The sequence below is a fragment of the Novosphingobium sp. G106 genome (genome assembly GCF_019075875.1).
In the GTDB taxonomy this organism is placed as follows: Bacteria; Pseudomonadota; Alphaproteobacteria; order Sphingomonadales; family Sphingomonadaceae; genus Novosphingobium.
The window spans coordinates 5,811,826-5,838,795 of record NZ_JAHOOZ010000001.1; the positions used below are offsets into that span (position 1 = coordinate 5,811,826).

Genomic DNA, 26,970 nt, shown 5'->3' on the forward strand with positions numbered 1-26,970 from the left:
TCACGAAGGAGACCTACGATGCCTGCCCGCTACCCGTTTCGCCGAAATGTCACCGCCGCACTGCTTTCGATCGCCTGCACCGGTGCGCTTGGAATTGGGCTCGCCGTGTCGTCAGAACCCGCCCATGCCCAGCTCAGTGTGTTCGATCCGACCAATTACAGCCAGAACCTGTTGACCGCTGCCCGTACCCTCACGCAGATCAACAACCAGATTCAATCTCTCCAGAACGAAGCGGCCTCGCTGATCAATCAGGCGAAGAACCTGACGCGGATAGATTTCCCCGAATTGCAGGCGCTCACGCAAACCATGCAGCAAATCGACCGGCTGATGGGGCAGGCCTCGGGCATTCGCTTCCAGGTCTCGGGCCTCGATCAGCAGTTCAGGCAGCTGTTTCCGCAGAACTTCGGTCAAGCGCTCAAAACTAACGACCAGATAGCCGCTGCTCGTACGCGCCTGGACACCGCCATGTCGGCCTATCAGCAAACGATGAGCGTGCAGGCTCAGGTCGTCGAGAATGTCGCTGCCGATGCGCAAACGCTGTCGTCGCTCGTGGCAAAAAGCCAGGGCGCTGAAGGGGCGCTGCAGGTGGGGCAGGCGACCAACCAGCTGCTCGCGCTGACCGCCAAGCAGCAATTCCAGCTGCAGAACATGATGGCCGCGCAATTCCGCGCCGAGACGATCGAACGGGCGCGCCGCGCTCAGGGCGAGATCGACGCGGCAGCCGCCACTAAGCGCTTTCTCGGTTCCGGCACTGCCTACACCCGATTGCCCCCCCGGTCAGTAGGCTGCCGGACTGGACGGAGGCGGCCCGCGCATGTGCCGTCGCCTGTCCGCCGCGGGACGAGGCGTTCCTCTCAAACCTCGCCCCGCGGCCTTTTCCTTCGCTCGCATGACTTCGCACGAGGAACCGCCACGTGAACGATCTCAACGTCATCGACCGCTTCTTGCAGGCCTTCATCCGCTACATCGACAGCGGGTTCGGGCTGCTCGGCGGCGATGTCCATTTCCTGACCGCGACGCTGATCGGCATCGACATCACGCTCGCCGGTCTGTTTTGGGCTCTGGGCGGCGAAGACAATGTCATCGGCCGGTTCGTCAAAAAGATCCTCTACGTTGGCGCCTTCGCATTCATCCTGGGCAGCTTCCCGCTGCTGGCGAACATCATCTTCCGCTCCTTCGCGCAGGCGGGGCTCACCGCTGGCGGGGGCACTTTGTCGGCAGACGATCTGATGAGACCGGGCAATGTCGCCAACACAGGGTTCTCAGCCGCCTGGCCGCTGCTCGATCAGGCCTCGCAGCTGGTCGGGTTCACGACCTTCTTCGACAATTTCCTAACGATCATCATACTGCTGTTCGCCTGGGCAACCGTCATCGTCACCTTCTTCATCCTCGCGGTGCAGATGTTCGTGACGATCATCGAGTTCAAACTGACGAGCCTCGCCGGCTTCATCCTCGTGCCGTTTGCCCTGTGGAACCGGACGAGCTTCCTCGCCGAACGCGTCCTCGGCAACGTCGTCTCCTCGGGCATCAAGGTCATGGTGCTCGCGGTGATCGTCGGTATCGGTTCGAACTTTTTCAGCGAGTTCACCGGGGCGATCCAGGGACAGAATCCCGACATTGGCCAAGCGATGAGCCTGGCGCTCGCCAGCCTCACGATATTCGGGCTCGGCATTTTCGGCCCAGGCATCGCTTCGGGTCTGGTCGCGGGGGCTCCGCAGCTCGGCGCCGGCGCGGCGCTCGGAACGACAGCCGGCGCTGCAGGTGTCACCATGCTGGCCGGAGGCGCGACAATGGGCGCTGCTCGCGCTATCGGCGGATCCGCGCTTGGCGCCGTTCGCGCTGGGACAGCGATGGGCTCCGCCGCATCGACAGCCTACGGTCTGGGTAAGGAAACCGCCGCCGCGCCATCGATGGCGGCAGGCCTTGGCGGGGTGGCGCGCGCTGCCGGAAACGCTGCCCGCGACCGGGCGTCGAGTGCGCTGGGTCTTGGCGAAGCGGCGGCGCAAGGCCGCGACGCAGCCTGGAACGCGCTCAATCGCTCCGGCGGTCAATCTGATGGCGGGCGCTCGTCGGTCGCAAGTGATTCCGCTGACAATACGCCGGCCTGGGCTCGCGACATGCGCGCCCAGCAGACCGGCCGCCATCACCGCCAAGTCGCGCTTCATGCTGTCCAGCAGGGCGATCGTGGCGGGGCTTCGGCAACCCCTGACATCAAGGAAAGGGATGACTGATGATCTTCAAACGCGCCGTCCAGCGCTATGGACGCACACCCGAACCCGAGACACCTTACCAGCGTGCTGGACAACTCTGGGACGAGCGGATCGGCTCCGCCCGCGTTCAAGCCCGCAACTGGCGTCTGATGGCCTTCGGCAGCTTGACGCTCGCCGCCGGTCTGTCGGCAGCACTTGTCTGGCAATCAATGCAAAGCCGGGTCACGCCCTACGTTGTCGAAATCGACAGGCTCGGGGAAACCCGCGCGATCGCGCCGGCTGAGGCGAGCTATCGCCCGACCGACCCGCAGGTAGCCTGGCATCTCGCGCGGTTCATCACCAGCATCCGTTCGCGTTCGCTGGATCCGGTCCTTATGCGGCGGGACTGGCTCGGCGCATACGACTTCACCACCAAACGCGGCAGCCAGTTCCTCGGCGACTACGCGCGGACGGCAGATCCCTTCGCCCAGGTCGGCGAACTGACCGTATCGGTCCAGGTGACGAGCGTCGTGCGTGCGTCCGACAGGTCGTTCCAGGTCAAATGGACCGAGACGGCCTTCGAGCGGGGTGCGCTTGCCGGCTCGTCGCGTTGGACCGCGATCCTGACCACTGTGTCGAAGCCGCCGACCGACGCCGAGACGCTGCGCAAGAATCCGCTCGGCATCTATGTCGACGCGATCGACTGGAGCCGCGAACTCGACCCGCCAGCGGAGCACGTCGCCGACCCTGATCGAGCCGCATCCAACAGACCAGCCTTGCCTCTCAATCAGCCGGTGGGATCGCCGCTCGATCCGCCATCGACGCAGGAGAACCGCCCATGAAACTCTTTCTCGTTCCTGCCGCTCTCGCCATCACGGCCGCGGCCGCCTCCGCTCAATCTGTTCGGCCGCCGATAGTCGCTCAGCCGAGTCCGCCACCCAAGGCTGCGCCGCCGGTTGTGTCCGCCCCGCCAGTCGCCGTGCCGCGAAAGCCACTACGCCGGCGCGCTGAATCGCCCGCGGTCGCCCGGGTCGCCCGCGCCAACCGGTCGGCTACCCAACAGCCGCAGTCGCATGGCTATGTGAATGCCGTGCAGGTCTACCCGTTCAGTGAGGGCGCGATCTACCAGGTCTATACGGCTCCCGGCGCCGTTACCGACATCGCGTTGCAGGCGGGGGAAGGGCTGGTTTCGGTCGCGGCCGGCGACACGGTGCGGTGGGTCATCGGTGATACCACCAGCGGTGCCGGCGATGCCAAGCGGACCCATGTGTTGGTGAAGCCATTCTCGCCCGGCCTTGCGACCAATATTTTCATCACGACCGATCGGCGCAGCTATCACCTCCAGCTCACCGCGACGCCGCGCACCGCGATGGCGGCGCTGTCCTGGACCTACCCGGCCGACGAACTGATCGCGCTGCGGCGCTCGGCCGATCGGGCCGCAGCCGTTGCTCCGATCGCGGCGGGCGTGGCGCTCGATGGCCTGCATTTTGACTACCGGGTCAGCGGCGACCGGCCGGCATGGCGACCGCTACGTGCCTTCGACGATGGCCGGCAAACCTTCGTCGAGTTCAGCCCGAGCATCGCGGTCACAGATGCTCCGCCCTTGTTCGTCATCGGCGCCAGCGGCGAGGTCGAGCTCGTGAATTACCGCGTTCAAGGGCGTTTCTATGTCGTCGATCGGATCTTCGACGCCGCGGAACTTCGCCTTGGCACAGCCAAGCAGCAGATCGTTCGCATCGAGCGCCTGGGTGATGGGCGAGCCCGCGGGAGCAAGAGATCATGAGCGAGGCTGTCATCTCAGAAACTGCCAAGCTCGATCCGGAGACCTTGGCCATTCGAACACGGCCGGCCCGCCCCATCCGTTTTCGCCGAAGAGTTATCGTCGGGATTGCCGCGCTGGGCTCGGTGAGCCTCGTTGCGGTCACCTGGGTTGCGCTGAAGCCTCAAGTCTTTTCGGCGCTCGCGGAACGCCCCGAACTGTCCGAACCCAGCTCTCGGGTCGCGACAGATGCGCTGAACGGGTTGCCCGCAACCTATGGCGATGCGCCGAAGCTGGGGCCGGCCTTGCCCGGCGACCTTGGCCGGCCGATCCTCGAACACCAACGCGCGATGGCGATGGAGACTGTCACGACCCAGGACCCCATGGCGCAAGCAGCCGCGCAGGAACGCGAACGTGAGCTGGCTGAACTGAAAGCTGCCCGCCAGTCCGGCTTGTTGATTCAAGGCAGGGCGGGGGTGGCCGTCTCATCGATCCCTGTAGCTCTTACCACTCCGGCGTCGACCCCAGCGGCCGAGGTGGCCGGTCCCCCGCTCGATCCCGATCGCGATCCGGGTGCCCAGGTACGTAAAGCGCAGTTCGTTGGAGCGCTCGACCAGAAGGGCGACATCAATCCGCACGGGCTCGTGCCCCCGCCATCACCGTTTCTGTTGTCGGCAGGAAGCGTCATTTCGGCAAGCCTGATCACGGGACTACGGTCGGACCTCCCAGGTCTCGTCACGGCCCAGGTGACCAGTCAGGTTTTCGACAGTCCGACCGGCCGCATCCTGCTCATTCCACAAGGATCACGGCTGATCGGGAGCTACGACAGTGTCGTGGCCTTCGGCCAGAAACGCGCGTTGATCGTCTGGCAAAGGATCATGTTGCCTGATGGTAGCTCGCTGCGGATCGACAATGTCCCGGCCACCGATGCGTCCGGATATTCGGGCCTGCAAGACAAGGTCGACTTTCACACCTGGGCGCTGCTGAAGGGCGTTGCCTTGGCGACGCTGCTCGGGGTCGGGTCAGAACTCACGGTTACGGGCGAGAGCGACCTTGTCCAGGCGATCCGGGAATCGACTCAGCAAAACGTGTCCCGTGCAGGCGACCAGCTGACATCCCGCAGCCTCAACATCCAACCGACAATAATGATTCGGCCTGGCGCAACCGTGCGCCTGGTCGTTCACAAGGACCTCATCCTCGCGCCGTGGCGCGGCTAGGAAGTAAACATGGCAGAGCTAAAACTTGGCAAGATCCCGGATCGCACTCCGGTCAAATTTGCAATTTCAATACTACCGGACCTGCATCGTGCGCTCGTGGACTATGCGGCCGTTTACAACGAGACCTATGGTCAATCCGAGCCCCTCGCTGATCTGATTCCGCACATGCTGGCAGCATTTCTCGCCAGCGATCGCGAATTTGCGAAGGCCCGCGAGCGGTTGGTGACCGGAAATGGATGAGCCGATTAGCGCGCAGCCCGAACGGCTTACCGTGAGAATTCCAACGGCTATGGCCATGCTCGGCCTTAGCCGTTCGAAATTCTACGACCTCATGGATGGCGGCGAGGTCGCGACAATCAAGGTGGGTCGGGCCCGGTTGGTTATCCTGCAAAGCCTTCAGGACTACGTCGCAAGACACATGAAATCTTGATCATGCCTTGGAGCGCTGGCGCGTCGGTTGCGAGCTAGCCATCACCCGGCGCGATCGTGTTTTGACAGGCTTAGCGATGCGGGTGGCGACAGGTGACGCCGCAGTTGCGGCGCAAAAATTCGCCCAATCCTCCATCAACTTGCGCCGCTTGGCGAAGAAATCTGTCCGACGGTAGGCCGCTTCCACCTTGTTTTCGAGAGTGTGAGCCAACGCGGCCTCCGCGACTTCGCGAGGATAGTCCGTAATGTCGGCAACCCAGTCGCGGAACGTCGAGCGAAATCCGTGGACCGTGACGCCGGTGTCCATGCCGCGCAGAATTTCCAGCAATGTCATGTCGGAAAGCGGCGATTGTGAAATCTGCCCAGGGAATACCAAGTCGCAGTCCTTGATCTGGAAACCTTTGGCAAGACGGAAGATGTCCGCTGCCTGTTTCGACAGGGGGATGGCATGGGTCACTCCTGCCTTCATACGCTCGCCTGGTATCGTCCACACAGAGAAATCATCGCTGAGTTCCTGCCAGCGCGCACCTCGAATTTCACCCGATCGCGTCGCCGTTAAAATCAGCGCTTCCAATGCGACCCTTCCGACAGTCAAGGGTTTTGCGCGAAGCTTCTGTACGAAGCTCGGAAGATCTTCATGGCGCATGGCAGCGTGATGGACGCTCTTTTTCGGCTGACGAGCTAGGCCCTTGGACAGGGAGCGCATTGGAGCTTCAGTCGTCCTGAAACCCTTGGCATAGGACCAGTCCAGCACTGTGCCGATGCGCTGTTTGACCCTCCGCGCCGTCTCAGGAATCTTGAGCCAGATGTCTGCGAGGACATCACGAATCAGCGGACCTTCTATCTCATCGACCCGGAGCTTCCCGAGCTTCGGAAACGCATAGAGCCTTAGCGTCGTGAGCCATTGATCGGTATGTTTGCCGTTCTTCCAGGCGCCCAGCAGTTCCTTGTGAACCTGCTTGGCCGCTTCCTCGAATGTCGGGACGACGATCCGCTCCTTCCTTCGCTCTTCGAGCGGATCAATTCCTGCGTGAGCGAGCTTTCGCATCTCCGCGGCGCTGGCACGGGCCTTGGTCAACGGGACTTCGTCGACCCGACCTAAACCGATATCGCGCCGTCGCCCGTTGATCTGAACCCGGAGGAGCCAACTCTTGCCGCCGCTCGTGCTGATCTGAAGGATGAGGCCATCGCCGTCCGAATAGCGGCCCGGCTCAGAGAGCGTGCGTACCAGGTCTTTGGTCAGCTTACCCATGGCCGAATTGTAGCAGAATCGGGCCTGGAAAAAAAGCCCCCGACCCCACACCAGCCCCACACCGTACCCCACAGTCGTCAGCGGGCGTCCCACGACCTCCGGCTACATCGGCGGACAAAAAGATAATGAAATCAATGCCTTTAAAGGCACCGGAACGCATTGGGGGATGTAGGAAAATGCGGTTCTGGCGGAGACGGAGGGATTCGAACCCTCGGTACCGGATTTACCAGTACGACGGTTTAGCAAACCGTTGGTTTCAGCCACTCACCCACGTCTCCGGATCGCAGCGGCGAGGGGGCGCTATAGCGGGGGCTCCGCGGGGCGGCAAGGGGGGCTCGGCGCGATTTTACGATCCTGGGGATTGACGGTGCGGGGCGCATTTCCGGGCAATCGGTCAAGCTGGACTATGAGCGGTGTGCCACTACCTTGGCGCGATGGCCGATTCCAAAGCGAAACTCATCGTCCGCCAGGCTGTCGCCGCGGATGCCAAGCCGATCGCGGCGCTCTCGACGAAAGTCTACGGCAAGGCCGATGCCTTCTCGACCGCGCAGATTTGCGGGCTGATCAACAACTTCCCCGACGGGCAGGTCGTCGCGGAATACGAGGGCAAGATCGTCGGCCACTGTGCGACCTTGATCGTCTCGTCGAAGCAGGCCTTTGCTCCACACAGCTGGAACGAGATCACCGGCGCCGGCTTCGGCAAGCTACCGCCCGACAATGGCGACATCCTTTACGGCATGGAAGTCTGCGTCGATCCCGATTTTCGCCGGCTGCGCATCGGCGAGCGGTTCTATCGCAAGCGGAAGGAGCTGTGCGACGAGTTCGAGCTGAAAGGCATCGTCATCGTCGGCCGCATGCCGGGCTATGCGCGCAAGCGGCGGCAGTATCCCGATCCGATGGACTATGTGAAGGCTGTCGCCGAGAAGCAGATCCGCGATCAGGTCATCAACTTTCAGCTCAACCAGGGGTTCGAGCCGCGAAGCGTCCTGCCCGGCTATATTCCCGAGGACCGCCAGAGCGGCGGCAACGGCGTGGTCATGTTCTGGCCCAATCCGCTGGCGCCCGAGGAGACCAAGTTCCGCCTCCATCGCCGCAATGCGCGGTTGCCCTATTCGGTTCGGGTGGCGACGGTGCAGTTCCAGATGCGCCGCATCCAGGCGATCGACGAATTCGAGGAGCAGGTGGAATACTGGGTCGACGTCGCCGCCGACTACAATTCCGATTTCGTCTGCTTTCCCGAGCTGTTCACCTTGGAACTGCTGTCGATCGAGGAGAAGAAGCTCGATCCCGCCGCCGCGATCGACAAGATCGCCGACTATACCGAGCGCTACCGCAAGTTCATGGAAGCGCTCGCGGTCAGCTACAACATCAACATCATCGGCGGTTCGCATCCTACGCGGATGGACAACGGCGACATCCGCAACATCGCCTACGTTTTCCTGCGCGACGGTTCGGTCCATACTCAGGACAAGCTCCATCCGACGCCGGCCGAGCGGCGTTGGTGGAATATCAAGGGCGGCTACGGCGCCAATGTCATTCCCACCGACTGCGGCCCGATCGGGGTGATGATCTGTTACGATCCCGAATTCCCCGAATTCGCCCGTCACCTCTGCAACCAGGGCGCGCTGCTGCTGTTCGTGCCCTTCTGCACCGACGAGCGCCGCGGCTTCCTGCGGGTGCGCTATTGCTGCCATGCGCGCGCCGTGGAGAACCAGTGCTACGTCGTCACCTCGGGCGTCGTCGGCAACCTGCCCAACGTCGAGAACATGGACGTGCACTATGCCGAAAGCGCGATCCTGACCCCGTCCGACTTTCCCTTCGCGCGCGACGGCGTGGCGGCGGACACGGCGCCCAACACCGAGACGATTGCGATTGCCGATCTCAGCCTCGACGACCTGCTGACCAGCCGCCAGTCGGGCGCGGTGCAGAACCTCAAGGACCGGCGCTTCGACCTCTACCGCGTGGCCTGGAAGGAGCGGTAGGGGCTGGATTAAGCCCCGTTCGACTCGTCTGGCCGCAAATCCGATTCGCCTCGTCGCCCGCGCATTGCGGGCGGACGGGTAAGAGTCTGTTAACCATAATGGGTTCAGGCAGGCCTCACGCAAAAGTCCAGGGCGGACTGCCTGGGTACGGAGGCAAGCACGATGGCGCGCAACACTTCTCTTGGAACGGCTGCATTCGCGGTCGTCTCGGCTCTCGCCATGATCGCGTCGCCCGCTGCGGCGCAGATCCGTTCGGTCGATCCCGACAAGGCGATCGATGCCGATCTTTCCGGCGCGCGGACCGATCCGGTGACCGTGCCGGCGGCGCCTGCTTCCTCGCCCACGATCGATCCGGTCTATCCGGCAACTCCGACCGCGCCGGCGCAGCAATTCTCGGCCACGAGCGTGGCGGCGGCGGAAAATGCGCCGCAGAACGGCTCGACCTTCCACAAGGACGACCTGATCGGCGCTGCCGAAGGCGTCTTCGGCAAGGGCTCGCGCGGCCTGGCCATGATGATCGAGGATATCCTCAGGAAGCAGGGCGAACCCAACGGCTACATCATCGGCCGCGAAGGCGGCGGTGCGCTGGTCGTCGGACTGCGCTATGGCTCGGGCACGCTGCATCACAAGGTCGAGGGCCAACGACCGGTCTACTGGACGGGGCCGTCGATCGGCTTCGACGCCGGCGCCAATGCCGGCAACGCCTTCGTCCTGGTCTACAACCTCTACGACACGCAGGACCTCTATCACCGCTTCGGCGCGGGCGAGGGCCAGGCCTATCTCGTCGGCGGCTTCAATGTCAGCTACCTGCGCCGCGGCAATGTCGTGCTGGTGCCGGTCCGCATGGGTGCCGGGCTGCGCTTCGGCATCAACGCCGGCTACATGAAGTTTTCCGACAAGCAGAAGTGGCTGCCGTTCTGACCGGACAGGGTGACACAAGTGACACCCTGTCACCCTGCTGAACTACCGACAATTATTTGAAAACTAGAGAACATTCCGCAAAATAGCTGGTGACACTTTTCAAGGAGGGGTGTCACCCTGGACGCGGCTGCTTCTCCCGACGATGTCAAAGACCCTGCTACCGTCTCACAAGACCGCGATGTAGGAAAGCGGCCTCGGCGCAGCGGCGGGCCATCCCAAGATTACCCCGAATTCATGTAATGTGATATTGTCACATCGCTCGCGCGCGCCTATCGAGCGACGTCATGACGATGATACATTGTAACACTGATTCGAAGCTCCGCCGCGCCCTGCTCTCTGCAGGCTGCGCCGCGATAGCCCTGCTCACACCCGTGGCCGCGCGCGCCGAGGCGGCGGAAGCGGCAGAGGCGCCCGACGGCGGCTCGGGCGACATCGTCGTCACGGCGAAGCGGCTCGACAGCGCGCGCGATGCGATCCAACCCTCGCTCGGCGCGGGCGATTTCACCTTCGACCGAAAGGTTCTCGACAACCAGCCCGGCGGCGCCGACCGCAATCTGACCCAGGTCCTGGTCCACGCGCCGGGCGTCACGCTGGACAGCTACGGCGCGGTCCATGTCCGCAACGAACACGGCAATCTGCAATACCGGCTCAACGGCGTCATCGTGCCCGAAAGCATCGCCGGGTTCGGCCAGACCTTCGACCCGCGGGTGGCGGACTCGATCGACCTGATTACCGGGACCTTGCCCGCGCAATATGGCTACCGGACATCGGGTGTGGTCAGCCTGAAGACCCAGACCGGCGCCTTCGACAGCGGCGGCGACATCGGTATCTATGGCGGCAGCTTCGGCACGATCCAGCCCAGCGCGACGCTGCGCGGGTCGTCCGGCAACCTCAACTACTTCTTCTCGGGTAGCTTCCTGCAGAACGATCTGGGGGTCGAAAATCCGACTGCGTCGCGCGACGCCATTCATGATCGCACGCGGCAGTATCGCGCCTTCGGTTACCTGTCCGATATCCTTTCCGATTCCAGCCGCATCACCGTGTTTGGCGGCACCGCCATCGGCCACTTCCAGATACCGAACATTCGGGGCCAGGTGCCGGATGCGCCTTATACCTTGAACGGCAGGTCGAGCTTCGATTCGGCCGATCTCGATCAGAACCAGCGCGAAATCACGCACTATGGCGTCGCGGTCTATCAATATGCCGGCGACGCCTTCAATTTCCAGTTCGCGCCTTTCGTGCGCTATTCGCAAACCCGGTTCACCCCCGATCCCCAGGGCGGCGACATCATCTTCAACGGCTCTGCCGACACCTCGCGCTTGTCGAGCCTGGCGATCGGCGTGCAGCTCGACGCCAGTTACAAGCTGTCGGACGCGCACACGGTTCGGTTCGGTGCCTTCTTCCAGAACGAGCGGACGCGTTCGCTGGTCTCCTCGCGCGTGTTCCCGGTCGACGCCGACGGCGATCAGACCACCGACGTGCCGCTGACCATAACCAACGACGCCGGCAAGACCGGCCAGCTCTACGGCGTCTACCTACAGGACGAATGGACGCTGTCGCCGACGCTGACGTTCAACTTCGGCGCCCGCTTCGACGTGGTGCGGGCCTACACGCGCGAACAGCAGCTCAGCCCGCGGGCCAATCTCGTGTGGAAGCCCGCGCCGGGAACCACGTTCCACATCGGGTACGCTCGCAACTTCACGCCGCCGCCGCAGGAGCTCGTCGCGACGACTACGGTCACCGCCTTCAACGGCACCACCAAAGCCTCGGAAATAACGGAGGGCGGCGCTGTCCGCGCCGAGCGCGAGCACTATTTCGACGGCGGCGTCGAGCAGGAGATCGCCAAGGGTTTCATCGTGGGCCTCGATGCCTACTACAAGAAGAAGCACAACCTGCTCGACGAGGGGCAGTTCGGATCGTCGCTGGTCCTGTCGCCGTTCAACTACAAGGACGGCTATGCCTGGGGCGTCGAGTTCCGCACCAGCTATACGCAGGGGCCGTTTTCGCTCTACGCCAATCTCGCGCACGGCGAGGAGAAGGGCCGCAACATCATCTCGAGCCAGTTCTTCTTCGCCCCGGACGAGCTCGCCTATATCGCCAATCACTATATCTACACCGACCATTCGCAGAAGTGGACGGCCTCGGGCGGCGGCAGCGTGACGATCAAGAACGGGCTCGGCACGCTCGTGCCGACCGCGGATTTCCTCTATGGCGACGGTCTGCGGGCCGACGATCCGAACGGTATCGTGCCCAATGGCGGCAAGCTGCCCAGCTATTTCACCGCCAACCTGGGGATCGCGCAGAACTTCGACGGACCGGGGGTTCTCAAGGGCCTGACGGTCCGGTTCGACGTGCTCAACCTGTTCGACAAGACCTATCTGATCCGCGATGGCTCCGGGGTCGGCGTGGGCGCCCCCCAGTATGGCCAGCGCCGCGGCTTCTTCGCGGGGATCACGAAGAGCTTCTAGCGCGGATGGATCGCGGAAAGCCCTTGCCCCCGGCCACCGGCGGGGGTTAAGGGCGCGCCGTCATGCTTACCAACCTCCAGCAACAGCCCGCCGACGCGCTTCTTGCGCTGATCAAGCTCCACAACGCGGATCCGCGCGCCGACAAGATCGATCTCGGCGTCGGCGTCTACAAGACCGGACAGGGCGACACGCCCGTGTTCGCGTCGATCAAGGCGGCCGAGAAGAAGCTGGTCGAAACGCAGGAGACCAAAGCCTATCTCGGCCCCGAGGGCGACATGGGCTTCGTCACGGCGCTGATGCCTTACATCTTCGGCAAGGACGACCCGACGTTGGGTGGCCGGATCGAGGGCATGCAGACCCCGGGCGGTACGGGCTCGCTGCGCCTGGCGCTAGCGGTGGTGAAGAAGGCGCAGGTCAAGCGCGTTTGGATGGGCGTGCCTTCGTGGCCGAACCACGCGCAGATCTGCGCCGATCTTGGTCTCGAGATGAAGACCTTCAACCACGCGACGCCCGAGGGCACGGCCGATATCGAGGCGTTCAGGGCGGCAGTCGCCGATGCTGAGGAAGGCGATGCCTTCCTGCTGCAGTCGTGCTGCCACAACCCGACGGGCATCGACTATACCAACGCCCACTGGGACGAGATCGCCGGTCTGCTGGCGGCGAAGAAGCTGCTGCCCGTGCTCGACCTCGCCTATCAGGGCCTCGGCATGGGCATGGAAGAGGACGCCTACGGCATGCGCCGCGTCCTCGTCTCGGTGCCCGAGGCGCTGATCGCCTACAGCAACGACAAGAACTTCGGCCTCTACCGCGACCGCGTCGGCGCCTTCTACATCATGGTGGGCGATGCCTCGCAGCTGACCGCGGCGATGTCGAACGGTCATGCCCTGGCGCGTGCCAACTGGTCGCAGCCGCCCGATCATGGTGCGGCGGCGGTGCGGCTGGTGCTCGAGGACGAGGCGCTGACCCGGAACTGGCTCGACGAGCTCGACACGATGCGCGAGCGCATGCGCCAGGTCCGCGCCAAGCTGGCCGCGGCGGGCAAGGTCGGCGGTGTCGACCTGACGCCGATCGGCGGGCAGAACGGCTTGTTCTCGATCATCCCCTTCACGCCCGAGCAGGTGCAGGCGATGCGCGAGAAGCACGGCATCTATTTCGCCGGTTCGGGCCGCATCAACGTCGCCGGCCTGACCACGGGCAATATCGACAAGTTCATCGCCGCCGTCGCGGACGTGACCGGCTGATTTGGCTCCGAGGGCCGGCGATTGCGCCAGCCCTCGGACCAAGCCCCGTCAGGCGGCGAAGCCGCCGTCGATCGTTTGGAAGGAGCCAGTGATGAAGCCGGCTTCCGGTCCCGCCAGGTAGGCCACCAGGCCCGCAATCTCGTCCGGCCGGCCGTGGCGCTTGATCGCCAGGAAGCTGTGCATCGTATCGGCCATCGGGCCGTCGGCCGGGTTCATGTCGGTATCGACGGGGCCGGGCTGCACGGCGTTGATCGTGATGCCGCGCGGACCGAAATCGCGCGCGAGCCCGCGAACCATGCCTTGCACCGCCGACTTCGTCAGCGCGTAGGCGGCGCCTCCGGCAAAGGGGATGCGATCGCCGTTGGTCGAACCGATCACGATGATACGCCCGCCATCGGGCATCTGGCGCGCCGCCTCGACCGCCGCGTGGTAGGGCGCGCGCACGTTGACGTCGATCATGTGGTCGATCGCGTCGGCATCGAGTTCGAGCGCATCGCCCAACACCAACGTACCAGCGTTGATCACCAGCACGTCCAGGCCGCCGCGCCCGCGCACGGTGTCGATCAGTTCCTGCCGGTTCGCCGCGTCCGAGCGGATCGCTTCTGACCCGGTCGACGCCGCCAGGTCGAGCGCGGCTTCGCGCGAGCCTGCATAAGTGAAGGCGACCTTGGCGCCATCGGCGCTGAGCCGCGAGACGATGGCAGCGCCGATGCCGCGGCTACCGCCGATGACGAGGACGTTCTTCCCTGCAAAATCGGTCATTTCATGCTCCTTGGATAATCTGTAATGATCGCTACATAAACGCATACGAAGATCGATTCAAGGATTAATGTAGTGATCGATACAAAAAAGGTCGAACGGCCGCGCGGACGCCCCCGGACCTTCGATGTCGAAGGCGCGCTGGGGACCGCGCAGCGGCTGTTCCATGAGCGCGGCTATGACGGCGTCAGCCTGAGCAACCTGACTGACGCGCTGGGCATCAATCCGCCCAGCTTCTACGCCGCGTTCGGCAGCAAGGCGGCGCTGTTCGACAAAGTGCTCGAACGGTACGCCGGTTCTGCCTTGCCGCTGGAGGATATTCTCCGGCCGGGCCGAAACGTGCCCGAAGCTCTGACCGAGCTGCTTACCGCGGCGGCCAGCATCTACGTGGCGAACCCGCTGGAGGCCGGCTGCCTCGTCATCGAAGCGGCCCGGTCCTCGCCCGATGCGGACGGCGCAGTCGCGGCGCGGCAATACCGCGCGGCGACGCTTCAGCGCATCAGGGACTACATAGCGCTGGAAAGACCGGCGGTGGCAGACCGCCTCGCCGACTTCGTCGACCTGACGATGTCGGGCATGTCAGCGAGCGCGCGCGAAGGCTGGTCCGAAGCGCGGATGCAGGACATGGCGGCTATGGCTTCGACGGCCATCGACGCAGCCTGGCGATCCTAGCCGGGCTTATCCGCGCAGGCTCTGCATCCGCTTGAGGTAGCGCGCCAGCACGTCGATCTCGAGGTTTACCTGGGCACCCGCGGCCAGCGCGCCGAGCGTTGTCACTTCCGAAGTGTGCGGGATGATGTTGAGCATGAAGTGACAGCTGCCGTCGGCCTGGTCGGCGACGTCGTTCACGGTCAGCGAGACGCCGTCAACCGTGATCGAGCCCTTGGGCGCGAGGTAGGGCGCCAGCGCATGCGGCGCGGCGATGGTAACGCGGTGCGAATCGCCTTGGGGAAGGACCTCGACCACCGTGCCCACCCCGTCGACGTGGCCGGTGACGATATGCCCGCCGAGCTCGTCGCCGAGCTTGAGCGCCGGCTCCAGGTTGAGCCGGCTACCCACGTCCCAGCGGCCGGGGACGGTGCAGGCCACTGTCTCGCCCGAGATGTCGACCGCGAACCAGGCGTCACCCGCGACGCCGCCCTTGTCGACCACGGTCAGGCAGGTGCCCGAACAGGCGATCGAGGCGCCCATGGCGATCCCGGCGGGATCGAAGGGGCAGGAGATGACCGCGCGCAGGTCCCCCTGCTGGCGGGCTTCGCGGATCGTGCCGAGAGCGGTGACTATGCCGGTGAACATGGGAGGGCCTCGTACACTTCGAGGGTGTCGCTGCCAAGCTGGCGACGGTCGGCGAGACGCCATTTGCCGTGTGCTTCGGCGAGCGAGCTGAGCCCGATGTCGCCGACCGTGGGCATGCCGCCGCCGATGACGATCGGCGCGCGGTAGAGTAGCAGTCGGTCGACCAGCCCGGCAGCGAGGAAGGCGGTGGCGGTCTGCGCCCCCCCTTCGACGAAGAGGTACTGCACACCCATGTCCGAAACGGCTTCGGGCGAGGGCAGGGCGCACCAACCGTCGGGCGCTTCACCACGCGTCAGCACCCAGCGTTCGGGGCTGCGGTCTCCGAGCCCCGGCAGCCGCACGTCGAGCCGCGGCGTATCGGCGCGCAGTGTGCCGCCGCCGACGAGGATCGCATCGGCGCGCGCGCGCATCGCATGGGTGTGGGCGCGCGCCGCATCGCCGGTGATCCACTGGCTCTGGCCGTTCGCCAGTGCGATGCAGCCGTCGAGCGAGGTGGCCAGCTTCAGCGTCACGTGCGGGCGTTTCCGGGTGCGCTGCGACAGGTATCCGGCAAGGCTCAAGTCGACTTGAGGTATTGCCAGAAGCTCGCTGACGATACCCGCGGCACGCATCTTGGCGAGGCCTTCGCCGGCCGTCCGCGGGTCCGGGTCCTGGGCGCCGACGACGACTCGGGCGAGCCCCGAAGCGGCGACCAGCGCGGCGCAGGCGGGGCCGCGCGGGCTCTCGTGAGCGCAGGGTTCGAGCGTCACGTAAAGCGTTGCACCCTTGGCCGCCGCGCCGGCCGTTGCGAGCGCCATCGCTTCGGCATGGGGCCGGCCGCCAGGTTGGGTCCAGCCGCGGCCGACCACGCGTCCGTCATTGACGATCACCGCGCCGACGGCGGGATTGGGCCGGCTCAGCGGCAGGCCACGCGCCGCCACGCTCGCGGCCGCAGCCAGCCAGCGCGCGTCGTCGCTCACTTGGCCGGACTATCCTTGGTCGGTGCCTGCGGTTGAACCGCCGCCTTCTCGCGCGCCGCCTCCGCTGCCTGGTCGGCCTTGGCCTTCTTGGCGATGGCGTCGACGTCCATGCCGGTGGCGCGGCCGAGCGCCATGTACATCTGCTTCACGTCTTCCTCGCGCCTGGCCTGTTCGGCGGCGAGGCGTTCCTTGCGCTTCTGGTTGGCGATGTTCGAAGCGATGATCTCGTCCTCGGTGCGGTGCGGGTCCCAGACGGTGATGTAGGTGATCTCGGGCGGCTTCGGCTTCCCGCGCCCACCTTCGTTCCACATCACCGAGAACACCGCGACAGTGCAGATGGCGGCGGCGACGCCGATGCGCCAGCGGTTGTCGCCGGCCTGGCGGACGACTTCCATGAAGTCCTCGACCATGCCGCGTGGGCTGCTGACGTTGCGCAGGAAACTACGGGAGCGAATGAGGGCCATCGCCGCTAGATAGGCGAGCTTGGCCGCTTTCGCTAGCCGAAGGACGAATAGAGCCCGCGGCCTTCGCGTTTCAGCCAGGCGTTCGCCTGGTCAAGGTTGCCTTCGAACAGTTCGCCCAGCAACGAGTGGAACCGCGGGCTGTGGTCGAAATGGACGAGATGCGCGACTTCGTGCGCGACGACCGAGCGGCGTACGAAGTCCGGCGCCATCACCAGCCTCCAGTTGATCCGGATCGCCCCGTCGGGCCCGCAGGAGCCCCAGCGGCGGCGTGCATTGGACAGCGCCAGCTTGGGCGCGGCGCGGCCGGCGCGCGCGCAGTAGAAGGTCAGGTCATCGGCCAGCAGCGCGCGCGCCTCGGCCTCGAGCCAGCGCTTGAGCCGCGCCTGTAGCGATTCGACCGGACCGCCGATGCGGATCGCGCCGTTGGCGAGTTCGGGCTTGCGACGGCCTTGCAGCGTGTGGTCGATCCGCAGTGTCTCGCCGCGATAGCGTATGACGCCGCCCGCCTCGGGCACCTGGGCCTTGGGCATGGCGGCGATCTGCTCGGCGAGCCAGTCGCGGCGCGAGCGGGCGAAGGCCAGGGCCTCGGCGGTGCGGCCCCAGCGCGGCAGCGAAAGACGCACCTCGCTGCCGTCCGGCGCGACGCGCATGGTCATGCGGCGCGCATTGCTCAGCCGGCGGATGACGATCGGCAGGACATGTCCGTCGATCTCGATGACCGGCACCTCGCGCGGGTTGCGCTTGAGCCAGTCAATCATCCCGGTCCTCGGCATCGTAGTCTTCCGAGGGCCAGACGATGTGGTGTTCGAGCGGACCGGCGACGTCCTCGCTGACCGCCTTGCCGACGACCGAGGCACCCGCGCGGTGGACGGCGTCGCGGTCGCCGCTGATCAGATAGTGCCAGGCGGGCAGCGGCTCGTCGGCCGCGCGCAGGCGATAGGCGCAGGTGTCGGGCAGCCATTCGAGCGTGCCGGCGAGGCGCGGGGTCAGCCGCAGGCAATCGGGCACGAAGGCGCGGCGGTGCTTGTAGTCCTTACACTGCGCGGACTTGAGGTCGAGCAGCTTGCAGGCGACGTTGGTGGGGTAGACGTCGCCGGTGTCCTCGTCCTCGACCTTGTGCAGGCAGCATTTGCCGCAGCCGTCGCAGAGCGCTTCCCATTCGGCGCGCGACAGGGAAGCGAGCGGGCGCTCCCAGAACTTGTCTACTTCACCCATTTCGCCAGTTCCGCCGCAACGTCCTGCGGCGTCTTGTCGACGGGCAGCATGGCGATCGGCTCGCCCTTGGGGCCCATCAGGTAGGCGATGCGGCTGTGGTCCATCAGGTAGCCGCCGGGGGTCTCGTTGCCCTTGGCGTGATAGATCGCGAAGCTCTTGGCCGCGGCATCGATCTGCGCCTGAGTACCGGTCAGGCCCAGGAGCTGCGGCGAGAAGGCCGCGGCGAACTCGCCGACCACCTTAGGCGTGTCGCGCGCCGGGTCGATCGTGATGAAGATCGGCTGGACCTTCTTCGCCGGCCCGGGCGAAGCTTTCTCGAACAGTGCATAGCCCTGCATCATCTTCTGCACGTCCATCGGACAGGCATCGGGGCAGAAGGAGTAACCGAAATAGACGATCCGATAGCGGCCGGCGAAATCGTCCCAGCGGACCGGACGGTTCGCTTTGTCGACCAGGGTGAATGGCCCGCCGATCGCGGCGCCTTCGAGCGGCGGGCGTTCGGCGGCCGGCTGGTTCGCGGGGCCGCCGCAGGCGACGAGCAGCAGGGGCAGGAAAAGTGAGTTCAGAACACGAAAAGGGTTGGTCATGGCGCGGCGGTTCATGCTCTGCTAAACCGCGCTTCGCAAGGAGGAGTTGCCGCAAGCCTGTGGGCTTGAAGGCGACGCTCAACAGGAGGTACTCGGGTGATCAAGGCAGGCAAGTGGCGGACCGGGGTGCTGCGCATCCTCGTTACGCTGCTGGCGGGGGCGGTTCTGACCGCGAGCCCCGCGCAGGCGCAATTTTCGGCGGGATGGAAGTTTCTCGAAGCGGTTCGCAAGAAGGACGGCACCAAGGTCGAGGAAGCGCTGAACGAGCCGGGATCGACTATCGTCAACACCCGCGACGTGACCACCGGACGGACCGCGCTGCACATCGTTACCGAGCGCCGCGACTTGACCTGGATGTCCTTCCTGATCGGTCGGGGCGCCAATGTGAACCTGCGCGATGCCCAGGGCGTGACGCCGCTGCAACTCGCTTCCAACCTCGGCTTCATCGAGGGCATCGAACTGCTGGTTGAGAGCAAGGCGCGGATCGACGATCCCAACGACGCCGGCGAGACGCCGCTGATCTCGGCGGTGCACCGACGCAATACCGAGATGGCGCGTATCCTGCTCAAGGCCGGCGCCGATCCCGACCGCAAGGACAATTCTGGACGCTCGGCGCGCGACTATGCCACGCTCGACGGGGCAGCCGGGGGCATGCTCGCCGAGATCCAGGCCAGTGCCAAGCCGGCGAGCCAGCGGCCCGGCAGCGGGCGCGTCTATGGGCCTTCGTTCTGACGCCATGACCGCTACCGACGATCTAACCGTCGAGGAGCTTCGGCTCGAACTCGCCCCGCGGATTGCCGCGGCGGCGGTGTTCGATGGCTGGAGCGCCGAGGCGGTTGCCGCCGCTGCTGCCGAAACTGGCGTCGATCCGCATGTCGCCGCCTATGCCTTTTCCGGCGGGGCGATGGACATGATCGGTGCCTGGATCGGCCATGTCGACGCCGCGATGGAACGTGAGCTGCCCGCGGAAACGCTAGCGGCGATGCCAGTGCACAAGCGCGTGCGCCGTCTGCTGCAGTTCCGTCTGGGCGCGATTACCGGGCAGGAGGAAGCGCTGCGCCGCGCACTGGCGATCATGGCCATGCCGCAGAATGCGCGCCGATCGCTGCGGCTCGGCTGGGAAAGCGCCGACGCCATGTGGCGGCTCGCTGGCGATACGGCGACCGACTATAACCACTATACCAAGCGCGCGATCCTGGCCGGGGTCTATGTCGCGACGCTGGCGATCTTCGTCGACGACAAGAGCGAGGACAAGGCCGACACTTTCGCCTTCCTCGATCGCCGGCTCGCCGGGGTGGGGCGCTTCGAAAAGGCCAAGGCGCAGCTCATGGGCAATGGCGAGGAGCGGCCCAGCCTGGTGCGCTTCCTCGGGCGGCTGCGCTACCCGGCGCGCTAGGCGCCAGTTTCTATTGCGAACCAGTTGCAAATACCCCGGCAATCTGGCAGCGGTGGGCGATGACGCTTGATCTACTTCCCATCGGGCAGCGCGCGCGCATCGTCGCGGTCGACTGGTCGCTGCTCGTCGACGAGGAAGCGCAGCGTCTGCGCGCGCTCGGCATCGACGAGGGCGCGCGGATCGCCGTCTCGCACCGCGGCGTGTTCGGTGGCCGCGACCCGATCTCGATCATGATCGGCCGCATGACCGTGGCGCTTCGCCGGGTGCACGCCCAGGCGATGCAGGTCGAGGCGATCTGAAGTGACTCGCCATCGCAGTGCAGCGCTGGTCGGCAATCCCAATGCGGGCAAGAGCGCGCTGTTCAATGCGCTGACCGGGGCGCGGCAGAAGATCGCAAACTATCCGGGCGTCACCGTCGAGCGGAAGTCCGGCCGGCTCGTGCTGCCCAGCGGCCAGCCGATCGAGCTGACCGACCTGCCCGGCGCCTACGGCCTCGATCCGACCAGCCCCGACGAGGAAGTGACCAGCAAGGTGGTCTACGGCAAGTTTCCCGGCGAGGCCTCGCCCGAGGTGCTGGTCGTGGTGCTCGACGCCTCAAACCTCGAGCAGCATCTCGTCTTCGCACAGGAACTGATCGCGCTGGGCAAGCCCACCGTGGTTGCGCTCAACATGGTCGACCTGGCCGAGCGCGACGGTCTGGTGCTCGATCCCAAGGCGCTTCAGGAGGCGCTCGGCGTCCCCGTGGTCCCGACCGTGGCCGTCCGCCGCCGCGGCCTTGTCGAGCTGGCCGAGGCGATCGAAGTGGCCGAGCCGCGCCATGTCGATCACGCTCTGGCGCATGTCATGCTGACCGAGCGCCGGGTCACGGCCCATGCCATTGCCGACGCGGCGATCGTCTCGGAGACCGCGCGGCATCGGCTGCATTCGAAGCTCGATGGGGTTCTGCTCAATCCCTGGATCGGGCCGCTGATCCTCTTCGCGCTGCTGTTCGTCGTGTTCCAGGCGGTCTTCGCCTGGGCGACGCCCTTTGCCGACGCGCTCGACGCCGGGGTCGGCCTGCTGGGCGATCTCGTCCGCGCGGAGATGGCGCCCAGCTTGCTGCGCGACCTGTTGACCGACGGCATCATCTCGGGCGTCGGTTCGGTCGTGGTGTTCCTGCCGCAGATCGTCATTCTGTTCTTTTTCATCCTCGCCATGGAAGCCTCGGGCTACATGGCGCGCGCGGCCTTCCTGATGGACCGCCTGATGGCGCATGTTGGGCTTTCGGGCCGCAGCTTCATCCCGCTGCTGTCGAGCTTCGCCTGCGCGATCCCGGGTATCATGGCGACGCGCTCCATCACCGATCCCAAGGACCGGCTGACGACGATCCTGATCGCACCGCTGATGACCTGTTCGGCGCGGCTGCCGGTCTATGCCGTGATCATTGCGGCCTTCATCCCCAACCGCGCGGTGGGTTCGCTGGGCGTCGGCCTGCAGGGGCTGGTGCTGTTCGGGCTCTATGTCATCGGGATCGTCGGGGCGATGGTGGTGGCGCTGGTCCTGCGGCGCTCGGTCACCAAGGGCGCGGCCAGCGGCTTCATCATGGAACTGCCGAAGTACCAGATGCCGCGGGCCAAGGACATGGCGATCGCCTTGTTCCAGCGTGCCTGGATCTTCCTGCGCCGCGCCGGCACGATCATTTTCATGGTCACGGTGGTCCTGTGGCTGCTGCTGAATTTCCCGCGCGCCGAGCCAGGGCAGAACCAGGTCGACGCCTCGATCGCGGGCAAGCTGGCCAACGGTCTGGCTGTGGTGGTCGAGCCGATCGGCTTCAACCGCGACATCGCGCTCTCGCTGATCCCGGCGATGGCGGCGCGCGAAGTGGCGGTGAGTTCGCTGGCGACGGCCTATGCCGTGGCCGGTTCGGCCGACGACGACAAGACGGCGGTAGCGCTTGGCGACCAGCTCAAGGCGCACTGGACGCTGCCGACCGCGCTCGCGTTCCTCGCCTGGTTCGTCTTCGCGCCGCAATGCATGTCGACGATCGCGGTCACCCGGCGGGAAACGAACGGGTGGAAATGGCCGGGCTTCATGCTCGCCTATCTGTTCGGCCTCGCCTACGTCTTCGCGGGCATTACCTATTGGTCGGCGGTCGCGTTAGGCCTCTAACCTTTTCCGTCGCCCCTGCGAAGGCAGGGCCCAGATGAGGTTGCGTTTCAGGCGACCGATCGCGATATCTCCAGCTTATCTAGACCCCTGCCTTCGCAGGGGCGACGGTTCGGTGTAGCCGGACCCTTCGGCATACTAAGAGGCGATTCGATGGCAGGCAGCGTCAACAAGGTCATCCTGATCGGCAATCTCGGTCAGGACCCGGAGGTCAAGAGCTTCCAGAACGGCGGGCGCATCGCCAACCTGCGCATCGCCACGTCCGAGAACTGGAAGGACAAGAACACCGGCGAGCGCAAGGAGCGGACCGAGTGGCACAGCGTCGTGCTGCAGTCCGACGGCCTTGTCGGCGTGGCCGAGCGCTTCCTCAAGAAGGGCAGCAAGATCTACATCGAGGGCCAGCTGCGCACGCGCAAGTGGCAGGACGCGTCGGGCAACGACCGCTACACCACCGAAATCTCGGTCGGCATGAACGGCGTGCTGACCATGCTCGACGGCGCTCCGGGTGCTGGCGGCGGCGGCGGCGGTGGTCGCAGCGGCGGTGGCGGCTGGGATGACAGCGGCATGGGAGGTGGCCGGTCGGGCGGCGGCAGTGCCGGCGGTCGCAGCGGCGGCGGCGGCGACTGGGGTGGCGGCGGTTCGTCCGGCGGTGGCTCGACGGGTGGCGGCTCGCGCGGCGGTGGCGGCGGCTTTGGCGACGATCTCGACGACGACATCCCGTTTTAAGCTGACTTTGGCGCGCGCGGTTGGGCTATCGACAGGCGCGCTCGGGATATCGAGACCGGCTTTCCGCTGAGCGCTAGGCTGAGCGGCGAAGGATGAATGCGACGCCGCACTGGCCGATCGTATTCGTACGGGATCGAGAATGACCGAAACAGGCCTTGCTTCACACGAATCCATGGGAACGCTCAGCGCGGACGAGATCCTTGCCTGGGCCGAGGGAGAAAGCGGCGCTCGCGGACTCGCCGACAAGGGCCTTCGTCACCGCTTCGGCGCGATGATCGACTGGATCAACGCGCGTGGACCCTACCGGCCCGACGAGCTCGACGGCATGAAACGGCAGCTGCAGAAGCTGCTCGTGAGCCGCCTGCTGATCGGGCTCGATCGCCGGCGCTTTCCCGGCATCGTCGCGGAGAAGATCGAACAGCCGGTCTTCATCATCGGCTTCGCCCGTTCGGGCACGACCTTCCTGCACTCGCTGCTGGCCGAGGATCCCGCGGTGCTGGCGCTGCAGAGCTGGAACGTCCTCACGCCGTCGCCGCCGCCGGGCGCGGGCCCGATCGCCTCGGGGCGGATGGCCTATGCCCAGCGCGCGATGGAAGCCTGGATGGACTTCTGTCCTGCTCAGCGGCCGATGCACCCCTATATCGACAAGGGTGCGCTGCAGCTCTGCGAGGACGAGGAGGTCCTCACGCTCGATTTCCGTTATGCCTATCCCTACTATCTGTTCCGCGTGCCGACGCTCGAAGGCGCGATCCTCAGCAACGACCAAGCCGAGGCCTTCGCCTTCCACCGCGAGGTGCTGCAGCACTTCCAGTGGAACACCGGCAAGACGCAGTGGATATGCAAGTCGCCCGCGGCGCAGCATCACCTCGATGCGATCTTCGCGGCCTATCCCGACGCGCGCTGCATCTGGGCGCATCGTCCGATGACCGAGATGTTTGCCTCGCTCGTCACCTTGAGCAACGTGCTGTTCGATACCGTGGCCGGCAAGCCGAAGGACCGGCGCGACTGGGCACGCAATTTCGCGCTCAGCATGAAAGCGGCTTTCGATCGGCTCCTGACCAGCGAATTGATCGACGATCCGCGCATCATGCATATCAGCTTCCGCGATCTCTCGGCGGCTCCGATGGCGATGATCGAGAAGATCTACGGCTGGCTGGACCGGCCCGTCACGCCCGACTTCGCGGCGGGTGTGACGGCCTGGCTGGCGGACCCCGACAACCGCGTCGATCGCTATGGCCGCTATCCCTACTCCTACGAGGCGCTCGGCGTCGAGGAGGCATGGATCGCCGAGATGTTCGCCGACTACGGCAAGCGTTTCGGCGTGGAATGACGATGCGGCGGCGCGAAGTGGTCGCGGGGATGGGCGCGGTGAGCCTCGCCTCTGCGGCCAAGGCAAATTCATCACGGAGAATGGCAGTGGCGGACGGATACTTCCTTTCGGACAGCAACCCCTGCGCGACCCTTGACCAGCAATGGCTCGATGCCAGGGCGATCGAGCTGTTCGCCCGCGCCGACGTCCAGCAGGCCAAGGAGCGCGCGGCCGGAGCTTTTGCAAGGGTCACCGACAAGACGGTCAGCGCCGAGGTCTGGAGCCAGTTCCGGGCCTATGTCGACAGCTATGCCTTCCGCTCGATCCAGCTCGCGGTGAATTCGGACGCGGACCATCCACGCATCTATCGCGTCTATTCGCCCGCGGCGAACTGGCTGGGCAACCGCGTGCCGCCATCGAAGTGGGGGCAGGAGAACCCCGACAACATTTACCGGATCATCCCGATCGCGCAGGGCGGGCGATATGTCGTGCGCGGCAAGCGTCCCGCCAATCCGCCTTCGGACGTGTCCTATACGCTGGTCGCCGATACCAATACGTCGATCACCGTCGGCCTGCTGGGCCAGGCAGACATCGTCAGCGATGCCGACGGATCGTTCGAGATCACGCTTGATGAGCGGCCTGCCGGTGGCCGCAAAAACCACATCCAGGTCACGCCCGACGCGGGGTACCTGTTCATCCGCGACTCACTGGGCGACTGGCGGCAGACCCCCAATTCGCTGCGGGTCGAACGGCTTAACGCGCCGGTGCGAGCGCCGCTGACGATCGACGAACTCGCCGCCCGCGCTGCGCTGGTCATGCGCGACGGCGTGACGCCGGCCTACTACTGGTCGCGCCTCGTGCTCAACGCGCAGCCTGGCATTCTCAGCCAGCCGACGGGGACCGGCCCCTCGGGCGGGCTGCTGACCCAGATCACCAGCCACGGCTGGTTTGCCTTGAAGGAGGGCGAGGTCGGCGTGGTCAGCTTCGATCCGGTCGAGGCCAGCTATTGCAGCATCGTGCTCTACGACATCTGGGGGCGCTCGCTCGAGTACCGCGATCACCTGACTTCGCTCAACAACACGCAGATGGAAGCCGATGCCGACGGCAAGTTCAGCTTCGTCATCTCGCCGCGCGATCCCGGCGTGCACAACTGGCTCGACACCACCGGGCTGCACGAGTTCACCATCGGAGTACGCTGGCAGGGGCTGTCGCCCAACGTGAAGACGCCGCCGCGGGTCAGCACCCATGTCGTCGATGCGGCGCAGCTCGGAACCGTGCTGCCGCCGGCGATCCGCAAGGTCTCGGCCGAGCAGCGCGCCGCGCAGGTTCGCGAGCGGCAGCAGGCCTATGACAGGCGGTTCGTGGAAAGCTGACCTCGCGCCGGGGCGGACTCGGTCTTGAAGGTTCCGGGCGACTTGCCGGTCCAGCGCCGGAACGCCCGGCCGAAGCTGGTCTGGTCGGCATAGCCCAGGCGGTGTGCGATCTCGTCGAGGCCGAGGATGTTCGACGTGAGATAGGCCTTGGCCATCTCCTCGCGCTGCTGCGCGAGGAGTTCGGAGAACGAGACGCCGTAGCCATCGAGCTGGAGCTGCAACTTGCGCGCGTTGGTCCCCAGCGTGGCGGCGCAGCGAACCAGGTTGCAGTTCCCTGCAAGCGCTCCGCGGATGTAGTCGCTGACCCGCGTCAGCAACGAACTGCGCTGATCGGCGCGGACGCTGTCGGCATAGTCGCGCAGCAGCCGGAAGCTGATGCCGTCGCTCGACACGACGCGCGTTCCCAGCATGTGGGTGGCGAAGCCGACCGCGTTGTAAGGCTGGCCGGTGTGGACCTTGCAGGCATATTCGCGTTCGAGCCGCGCGACTTCGGACAGGCCCGGGCGGGCCTTCATCAGCACATAATGCGGTCGGAACGCGCTTTCGGTCAGTCGCCCGAGCAGGTCGAGCAGGTTCAGCATGGCGCCGTAGTTGATCTGGTCGAGCCCGGAATGTTCGAGCCAGGAGCCGCAGTGCAGCTCGCTGATCGTCCTGCCCGTCTTCAGGCTCATCCTGCATTCGGGCGAATGCATCACCGGCAGGTATTCGATCAGGCAGTCGATCGCCTTGGCGAGATCGGGCGCGACCGCGCAGAGCGAGCCGACGAAGCCGAGGACCTGGGTCTGCCGCCGTGCCAGATCGAGCGAGAACAGTGGCGCTCCCAGCATATGACTGGAGTGCTCGATGGCCTCCATCAGCTGCTCGCAGCCGATATAGGCATCGCTATTGATCATCGCCCGCGGGTCGATCTCGTGCTGCTCGAGCAGGGACACCGGGTTTACCCCGCCGCTGCGCAGCAGTTCGGCAAAGCCCTGCAAATGGGTCGCGCGTGTCTGGCGCAGCCCTGGTGCCGGCGAAAGGGGGCCGTCCAGCGTGTAGAACGCAGGGGTCTCCGCCATAGTCAGATCCTCAACCAGCGGGCCCTGATGCCGCTTTTTTCTTGCGCCGCTGTCTGAATGAAACGCGGCGCTTCGTCAAATCGAGCGCGTGCGCCAACTGCGCCGATCACGTGCGAATTATCGAAAGCTCGGCTCCCCTATCGAGAAAACGCGATCCCCGCGCACTACTATCGCCGCTGGTCGATCGCAGGTCCAAAATGGAGATAACTTCTCCAGGAAATCATC

At 65.4% G+C, this 26,970-nt stretch carries 28 protein-coding genes and 1 tRNA gene; 19 read left to right on the forward strand and 10 right to left on the reverse strand.

Translation table 11 applies throughout. The features are described 5' to 3' along the window. Positions 1 to 18: 18 nt before the first annotated feature. From trbJ to KRR38_RS28345, 7 genes are read left to right on the forward strand one after another with little or no spacing between them, the layout of a single operon-like run. Positions 19 to 918: a P-type conjugative transfer protein TrbJ gene (gene trbJ / locus KRR38_RS28315; RefSeq protein WP_217406726.1), complete on the forward strand. Its 900-nt coding sequence runs from the start codon at positions 19 to 21 to the stop codon at positions 916 to 918. Further along, entirely contained in the window at positions 915 to 2,231 is a 1,317-nt protein-coding gene (gene trbL, locus KRR38_RS28320; RefSeq protein ID WP_217406727.1) for a P-type conjugative transfer protein TrbL, read from the forward strand. Before trbJ ends, trbL begins: the two co-directional genes overlap by 4 nt. Further along, on the forward strand, positions 2,231 to 3,031 hold the full coding sequence (gene trbF / locus KRR38_RS28325; protein ID WP_217406728.1) for a conjugal transfer protein TrbF: 801 nt from the start codon (positions 2,231 to 2,233) through the stop codon (positions 3,029 to 3,031). The genes trbL and trbF overlap by 1 nt, the downstream gene beginning before the upstream one ends. Continuing rightward, complete coding sequence (gene trbG / locus KRR38_RS28330; protein ID WP_217406729.1) at positions 3,028 to 3,972, forward strand: P-type conjugative transfer protein TrbG; 945 nt, start codon at positions 3,028 to 3,030, stop codon at positions 3,970 to 3,972. Before trbF ends, trbG begins: the two co-directional genes overlap by 4 nt. Then, positions 3,969 to 5,165: a TrbI/VirB10 family protein gene (locus KRR38_RS28335; RefSeq protein ID WP_217406730.1), complete on the forward strand. Its 1,197-nt coding sequence runs from the start codon at positions 3,969 to 3,971 to the stop codon at positions 5,163 to 5,165. The genes trbG and KRR38_RS28335 overlap by 4 nt, the downstream gene beginning before the upstream one ends. A 9-nt stretch (positions 5,166 to 5,174) precedes the next feature. Next, entirely contained in the window at positions 5,175 to 5,405 is a 231-nt protein-coding gene (locus KRR38_RS28340) for a DUF2274 domain-containing protein (protein ID WP_217406731.1), read from the forward strand. Further along, the gene (locus KRR38_RS28345; protein ID WP_217406732.1) at positions 5,398 to 5,595 is read left to right on the forward strand and encodes an AlpA family transcriptional regulator; all 198 of its coding nucleotides are present in this window, start codon (positions 5,398 to 5,400) and stop codon (positions 5,593 to 5,595) included. The genes KRR38_RS28340 and KRR38_RS28345 overlap by 8 nt, the downstream gene beginning before the upstream one ends. Here the strand turns inward: KRR38_RS28345 and KRR38_RS28350 are convergent, their stop codons facing one another. Further along, positions 5,596 to 6,846, reverse strand: a complete 1,251-nt coding sequence (locus KRR38_RS28350; protein ID WP_217406733.1) for an integrase arm-type DNA-binding domain-containing protein — start codon at positions 6,844 to 6,846, stop codon at positions 5,596 to 5,598. Between the two features lie 185 nt (positions 6,847 to 7,031). After that, positions 7,032 to 7,124: transfer RNA gene (locus tag KRR38_RS28355), tRNA-Ser, on the reverse strand. Positions 7,125 to 7,259: 135 nt separating this feature from the next. On the opposite strand from KRR38_RS28355, the gene KRR38_RS28360 reads away from it, so the two are divergent. From KRR38_RS28360 to KRR38_RS28375, 4 genes are all read left to right on the forward strand, one after another. Further along, complete coding sequence (locus KRR38_RS28360) at positions 7,260 to 8,828, forward strand: bifunctional GNAT family N-acetyltransferase/carbon-nitrogen hydrolase family protein (RefSeq protein WP_309141161.1); 1,569 nt, start codon at positions 7,260 to 7,262, stop codon at positions 8,826 to 8,828. Positions 8,829 to 8,990: 162 nt separating this feature from the next. After that, a complete protein-coding gene (locus KRR38_RS28365; protein ID WP_217406734.1) occupies positions 8,991 to 9,749 on the forward strand; it encodes a DUF1134 domain-containing protein in 759 nt (252 codons plus the stop codon). Positions 9,750 to 10,033: 284 nt separating this feature from the next. Beyond that, positions 10,034 to 12,217, forward strand: coding sequence for a TonB-dependent receptor (locus tag KRR38_RS28370; RefSeq protein WP_217406735.1), 2,184 nt, complete (start codon positions 10,034 to 10,036; stop codon positions 12,215 to 12,217). A gap of 62 nt (positions 12,218 to 12,279) precedes the next feature. After that, positions 12,280 to 13,458 (forward strand): aromatic amino acid transaminase, encoded by a 1,179-nt coding sequence (locus KRR38_RS28375; RefSeq protein WP_217406736.1) that lies wholly within the window; start codon positions 12,280 to 12,282, stop codon positions 13,456 to 13,458. A gap of 48 nt (positions 13,459 to 13,506) precedes the next feature. Here KRR38_RS28375 and bdcA read toward each other — a convergent pair whose 3' ends face one another. Further along, a complete protein-coding gene (gene bdcA, locus KRR38_RS28380; RefSeq protein ID WP_217406737.1) occupies positions 13,507 to 14,220 on the reverse strand; it encodes an SDR family oxidoreductase in 714 nt (237 codons plus the stop codon). 72 nt (positions 14,221 to 14,292) lie between these two features. Here bdcA and KRR38_RS28385 point away from each other — a divergent pair, with 72 nt between their 5' ends. Further along, entirely contained in the window at positions 14,293 to 14,889 is a 597-nt protein-coding gene (locus KRR38_RS28385) for a TetR/AcrR family transcriptional regulator (protein ID WP_309141162.1), read from the forward strand. Positions 14,890 to 14,895: 6 nt separating this feature from the next. On the opposite strand, the gene KRR38_RS28390 is transcribed toward KRR38_RS28385, so the two are convergent. From KRR38_RS28390 to KRR38_RS28415, 6 genes are read right to left on the reverse strand one after another with little or no spacing between them, the layout of a single operon-like run. Beyond that, positions 14,896 to 15,513: a riboflavin synthase gene (locus KRR38_RS28390; RefSeq protein ID WP_217406738.1), complete on the reverse strand. Its 618-nt coding sequence runs from the start codon at positions 15,511 to 15,513 to the stop codon at positions 14,896 to 14,898. Continuing rightward, entirely contained in the window at positions 15,498 to 16,472 is a 975-nt protein-coding gene (gene ribD, locus KRR38_RS28395) for a bifunctional diaminohydroxyphosphoribosylaminopyrimidine deaminase/5-amino-6-(5-phosphoribosylamino)uracil reductase RibD (protein ID WP_217406739.1), read from the reverse strand. Before ribD ends, KRR38_RS28390 begins: the two co-directional genes overlap by 16 nt. Beyond that, positions 16,469 to 16,936: a hypothetical protein gene (locus KRR38_RS28400; protein WP_217406740.1), complete on the reverse strand. Its 468-nt coding sequence runs from the start codon at positions 16,934 to 16,936 to the stop codon at positions 16,469 to 16,471. Before KRR38_RS28400 ends, ribD begins: the two co-directional genes overlap by 4 nt. 32 nt (positions 16,937 to 16,968) lie before the next feature. Continuing rightward, positions 16,969 to 17,694, reverse strand: coding sequence for a M48 family metallopeptidase (locus tag KRR38_RS28405; protein WP_217406741.1), 726 nt, complete (start codon positions 17,692 to 17,694; stop codon positions 16,969 to 16,971). Next, complete coding sequence (locus KRR38_RS28410; protein WP_217406742.1) at positions 17,687 to 18,151, reverse strand: YcgN family cysteine cluster protein; 465 nt, start codon at positions 18,149 to 18,151, stop codon at positions 17,687 to 17,689. Before KRR38_RS28410 ends, KRR38_RS28405 begins: the two co-directional genes overlap by 8 nt. Continuing rightward, the gene (locus KRR38_RS28415) at positions 18,139 to 18,753 is read right to left on the reverse strand and encodes an SCO family protein (RefSeq protein WP_217406743.1); all 615 of its coding nucleotides are present in this window, start codon (positions 18,751 to 18,753) and stop codon (positions 18,139 to 18,141) included. Before KRR38_RS28415 ends, KRR38_RS28410 begins: the two co-directional genes overlap by 13 nt. Before the next feature lie 81 nt (positions 18,754 to 18,834). Between KRR38_RS28415 and KRR38_RS28420 the strand changes: the two genes are divergently transcribed. The 7 genes from KRR38_RS28420 (at position 18,835) to KRR38_RS28450 (ending at position 25,687) form a co-directional block, all read left to right on the forward strand. Continuing rightward, positions 18,835 to 19,470, forward strand: a complete 636-nt coding sequence (locus KRR38_RS28420; RefSeq protein WP_309141163.1) for an ankyrin repeat domain-containing protein — start codon at positions 18,835 to 18,837, stop codon at positions 19,468 to 19,470. Further along, positions 19,454 to 20,134: a COQ9 family protein gene (locus KRR38_RS28425; RefSeq protein WP_254515017.1), complete on the forward strand. Its 681-nt coding sequence runs from the start codon at positions 19,454 to 19,456 to the stop codon at positions 20,132 to 20,134. The genes KRR38_RS28420 and KRR38_RS28425 overlap by 17 nt, the downstream gene beginning before the upstream one ends. A 59-nt stretch (positions 20,135 to 20,193) precedes the next feature. After that, positions 20,194 to 20,433: a FeoA family protein gene (locus tag KRR38_RS28430; protein WP_217406744.1), complete on the forward strand. Its 240-nt coding sequence runs from the start codon at positions 20,194 to 20,196 to the stop codon at positions 20,431 to 20,433. Position 20,434: 1 nt separating this feature from the next. Further along, a complete protein-coding gene (locus tag KRR38_RS28435; protein ID WP_217406745.1) occupies positions 20,435 to 22,282 on the forward strand; it encodes a ferrous iron transporter B in 1,848 nt (615 codons plus the stop codon). Between the two features lie 150 nt (positions 22,283 to 22,432). Further along, the gene (gene ssb / locus KRR38_RS28440) at positions 22,433 to 23,005 is read left to right on the forward strand and encodes a single-stranded DNA-binding protein (RefSeq protein ID WP_217406746.1); all 573 of its coding nucleotides are present in this window, start codon (positions 22,433 to 22,435) and stop codon (positions 23,003 to 23,005) included. 139 nt (positions 23,006 to 23,144) lie between these two features. Then, the gene (locus KRR38_RS28445; protein WP_217406747.1) at positions 23,145 to 24,335 is read left to right on the forward strand and encodes a sulfotransferase; all 1,191 of its coding nucleotides are present in this window, start codon (positions 23,145 to 23,147) and stop codon (positions 24,333 to 24,335) included. A 2-nt stretch (positions 24,336 to 24,337) separates the two neighbouring features. Then, a complete protein-coding gene (locus KRR38_RS28450; RefSeq protein WP_217406748.1) occupies positions 24,338 to 25,687 on the forward strand; it encodes a DUF1214 domain-containing protein in 1,350 nt (449 codons plus the stop codon). Here the strand turns inward: KRR38_RS28450 and KRR38_RS28455 are convergent. Next, the gene (locus KRR38_RS28455) at positions 25,660 to 26,745 is read right to left on the reverse strand and encodes an AraC family transcriptional regulator (protein WP_217406749.1); all 1,086 of its coding nucleotides are present in this window, start codon (positions 26,743 to 26,745) and stop codon (positions 25,660 to 25,662) included. The genes KRR38_RS28450 and KRR38_RS28455 overlap by 28 nt on opposite strands. Between the last annotated feature and the right edge of the window lie 225 nt (positions 26,746 to 26,970).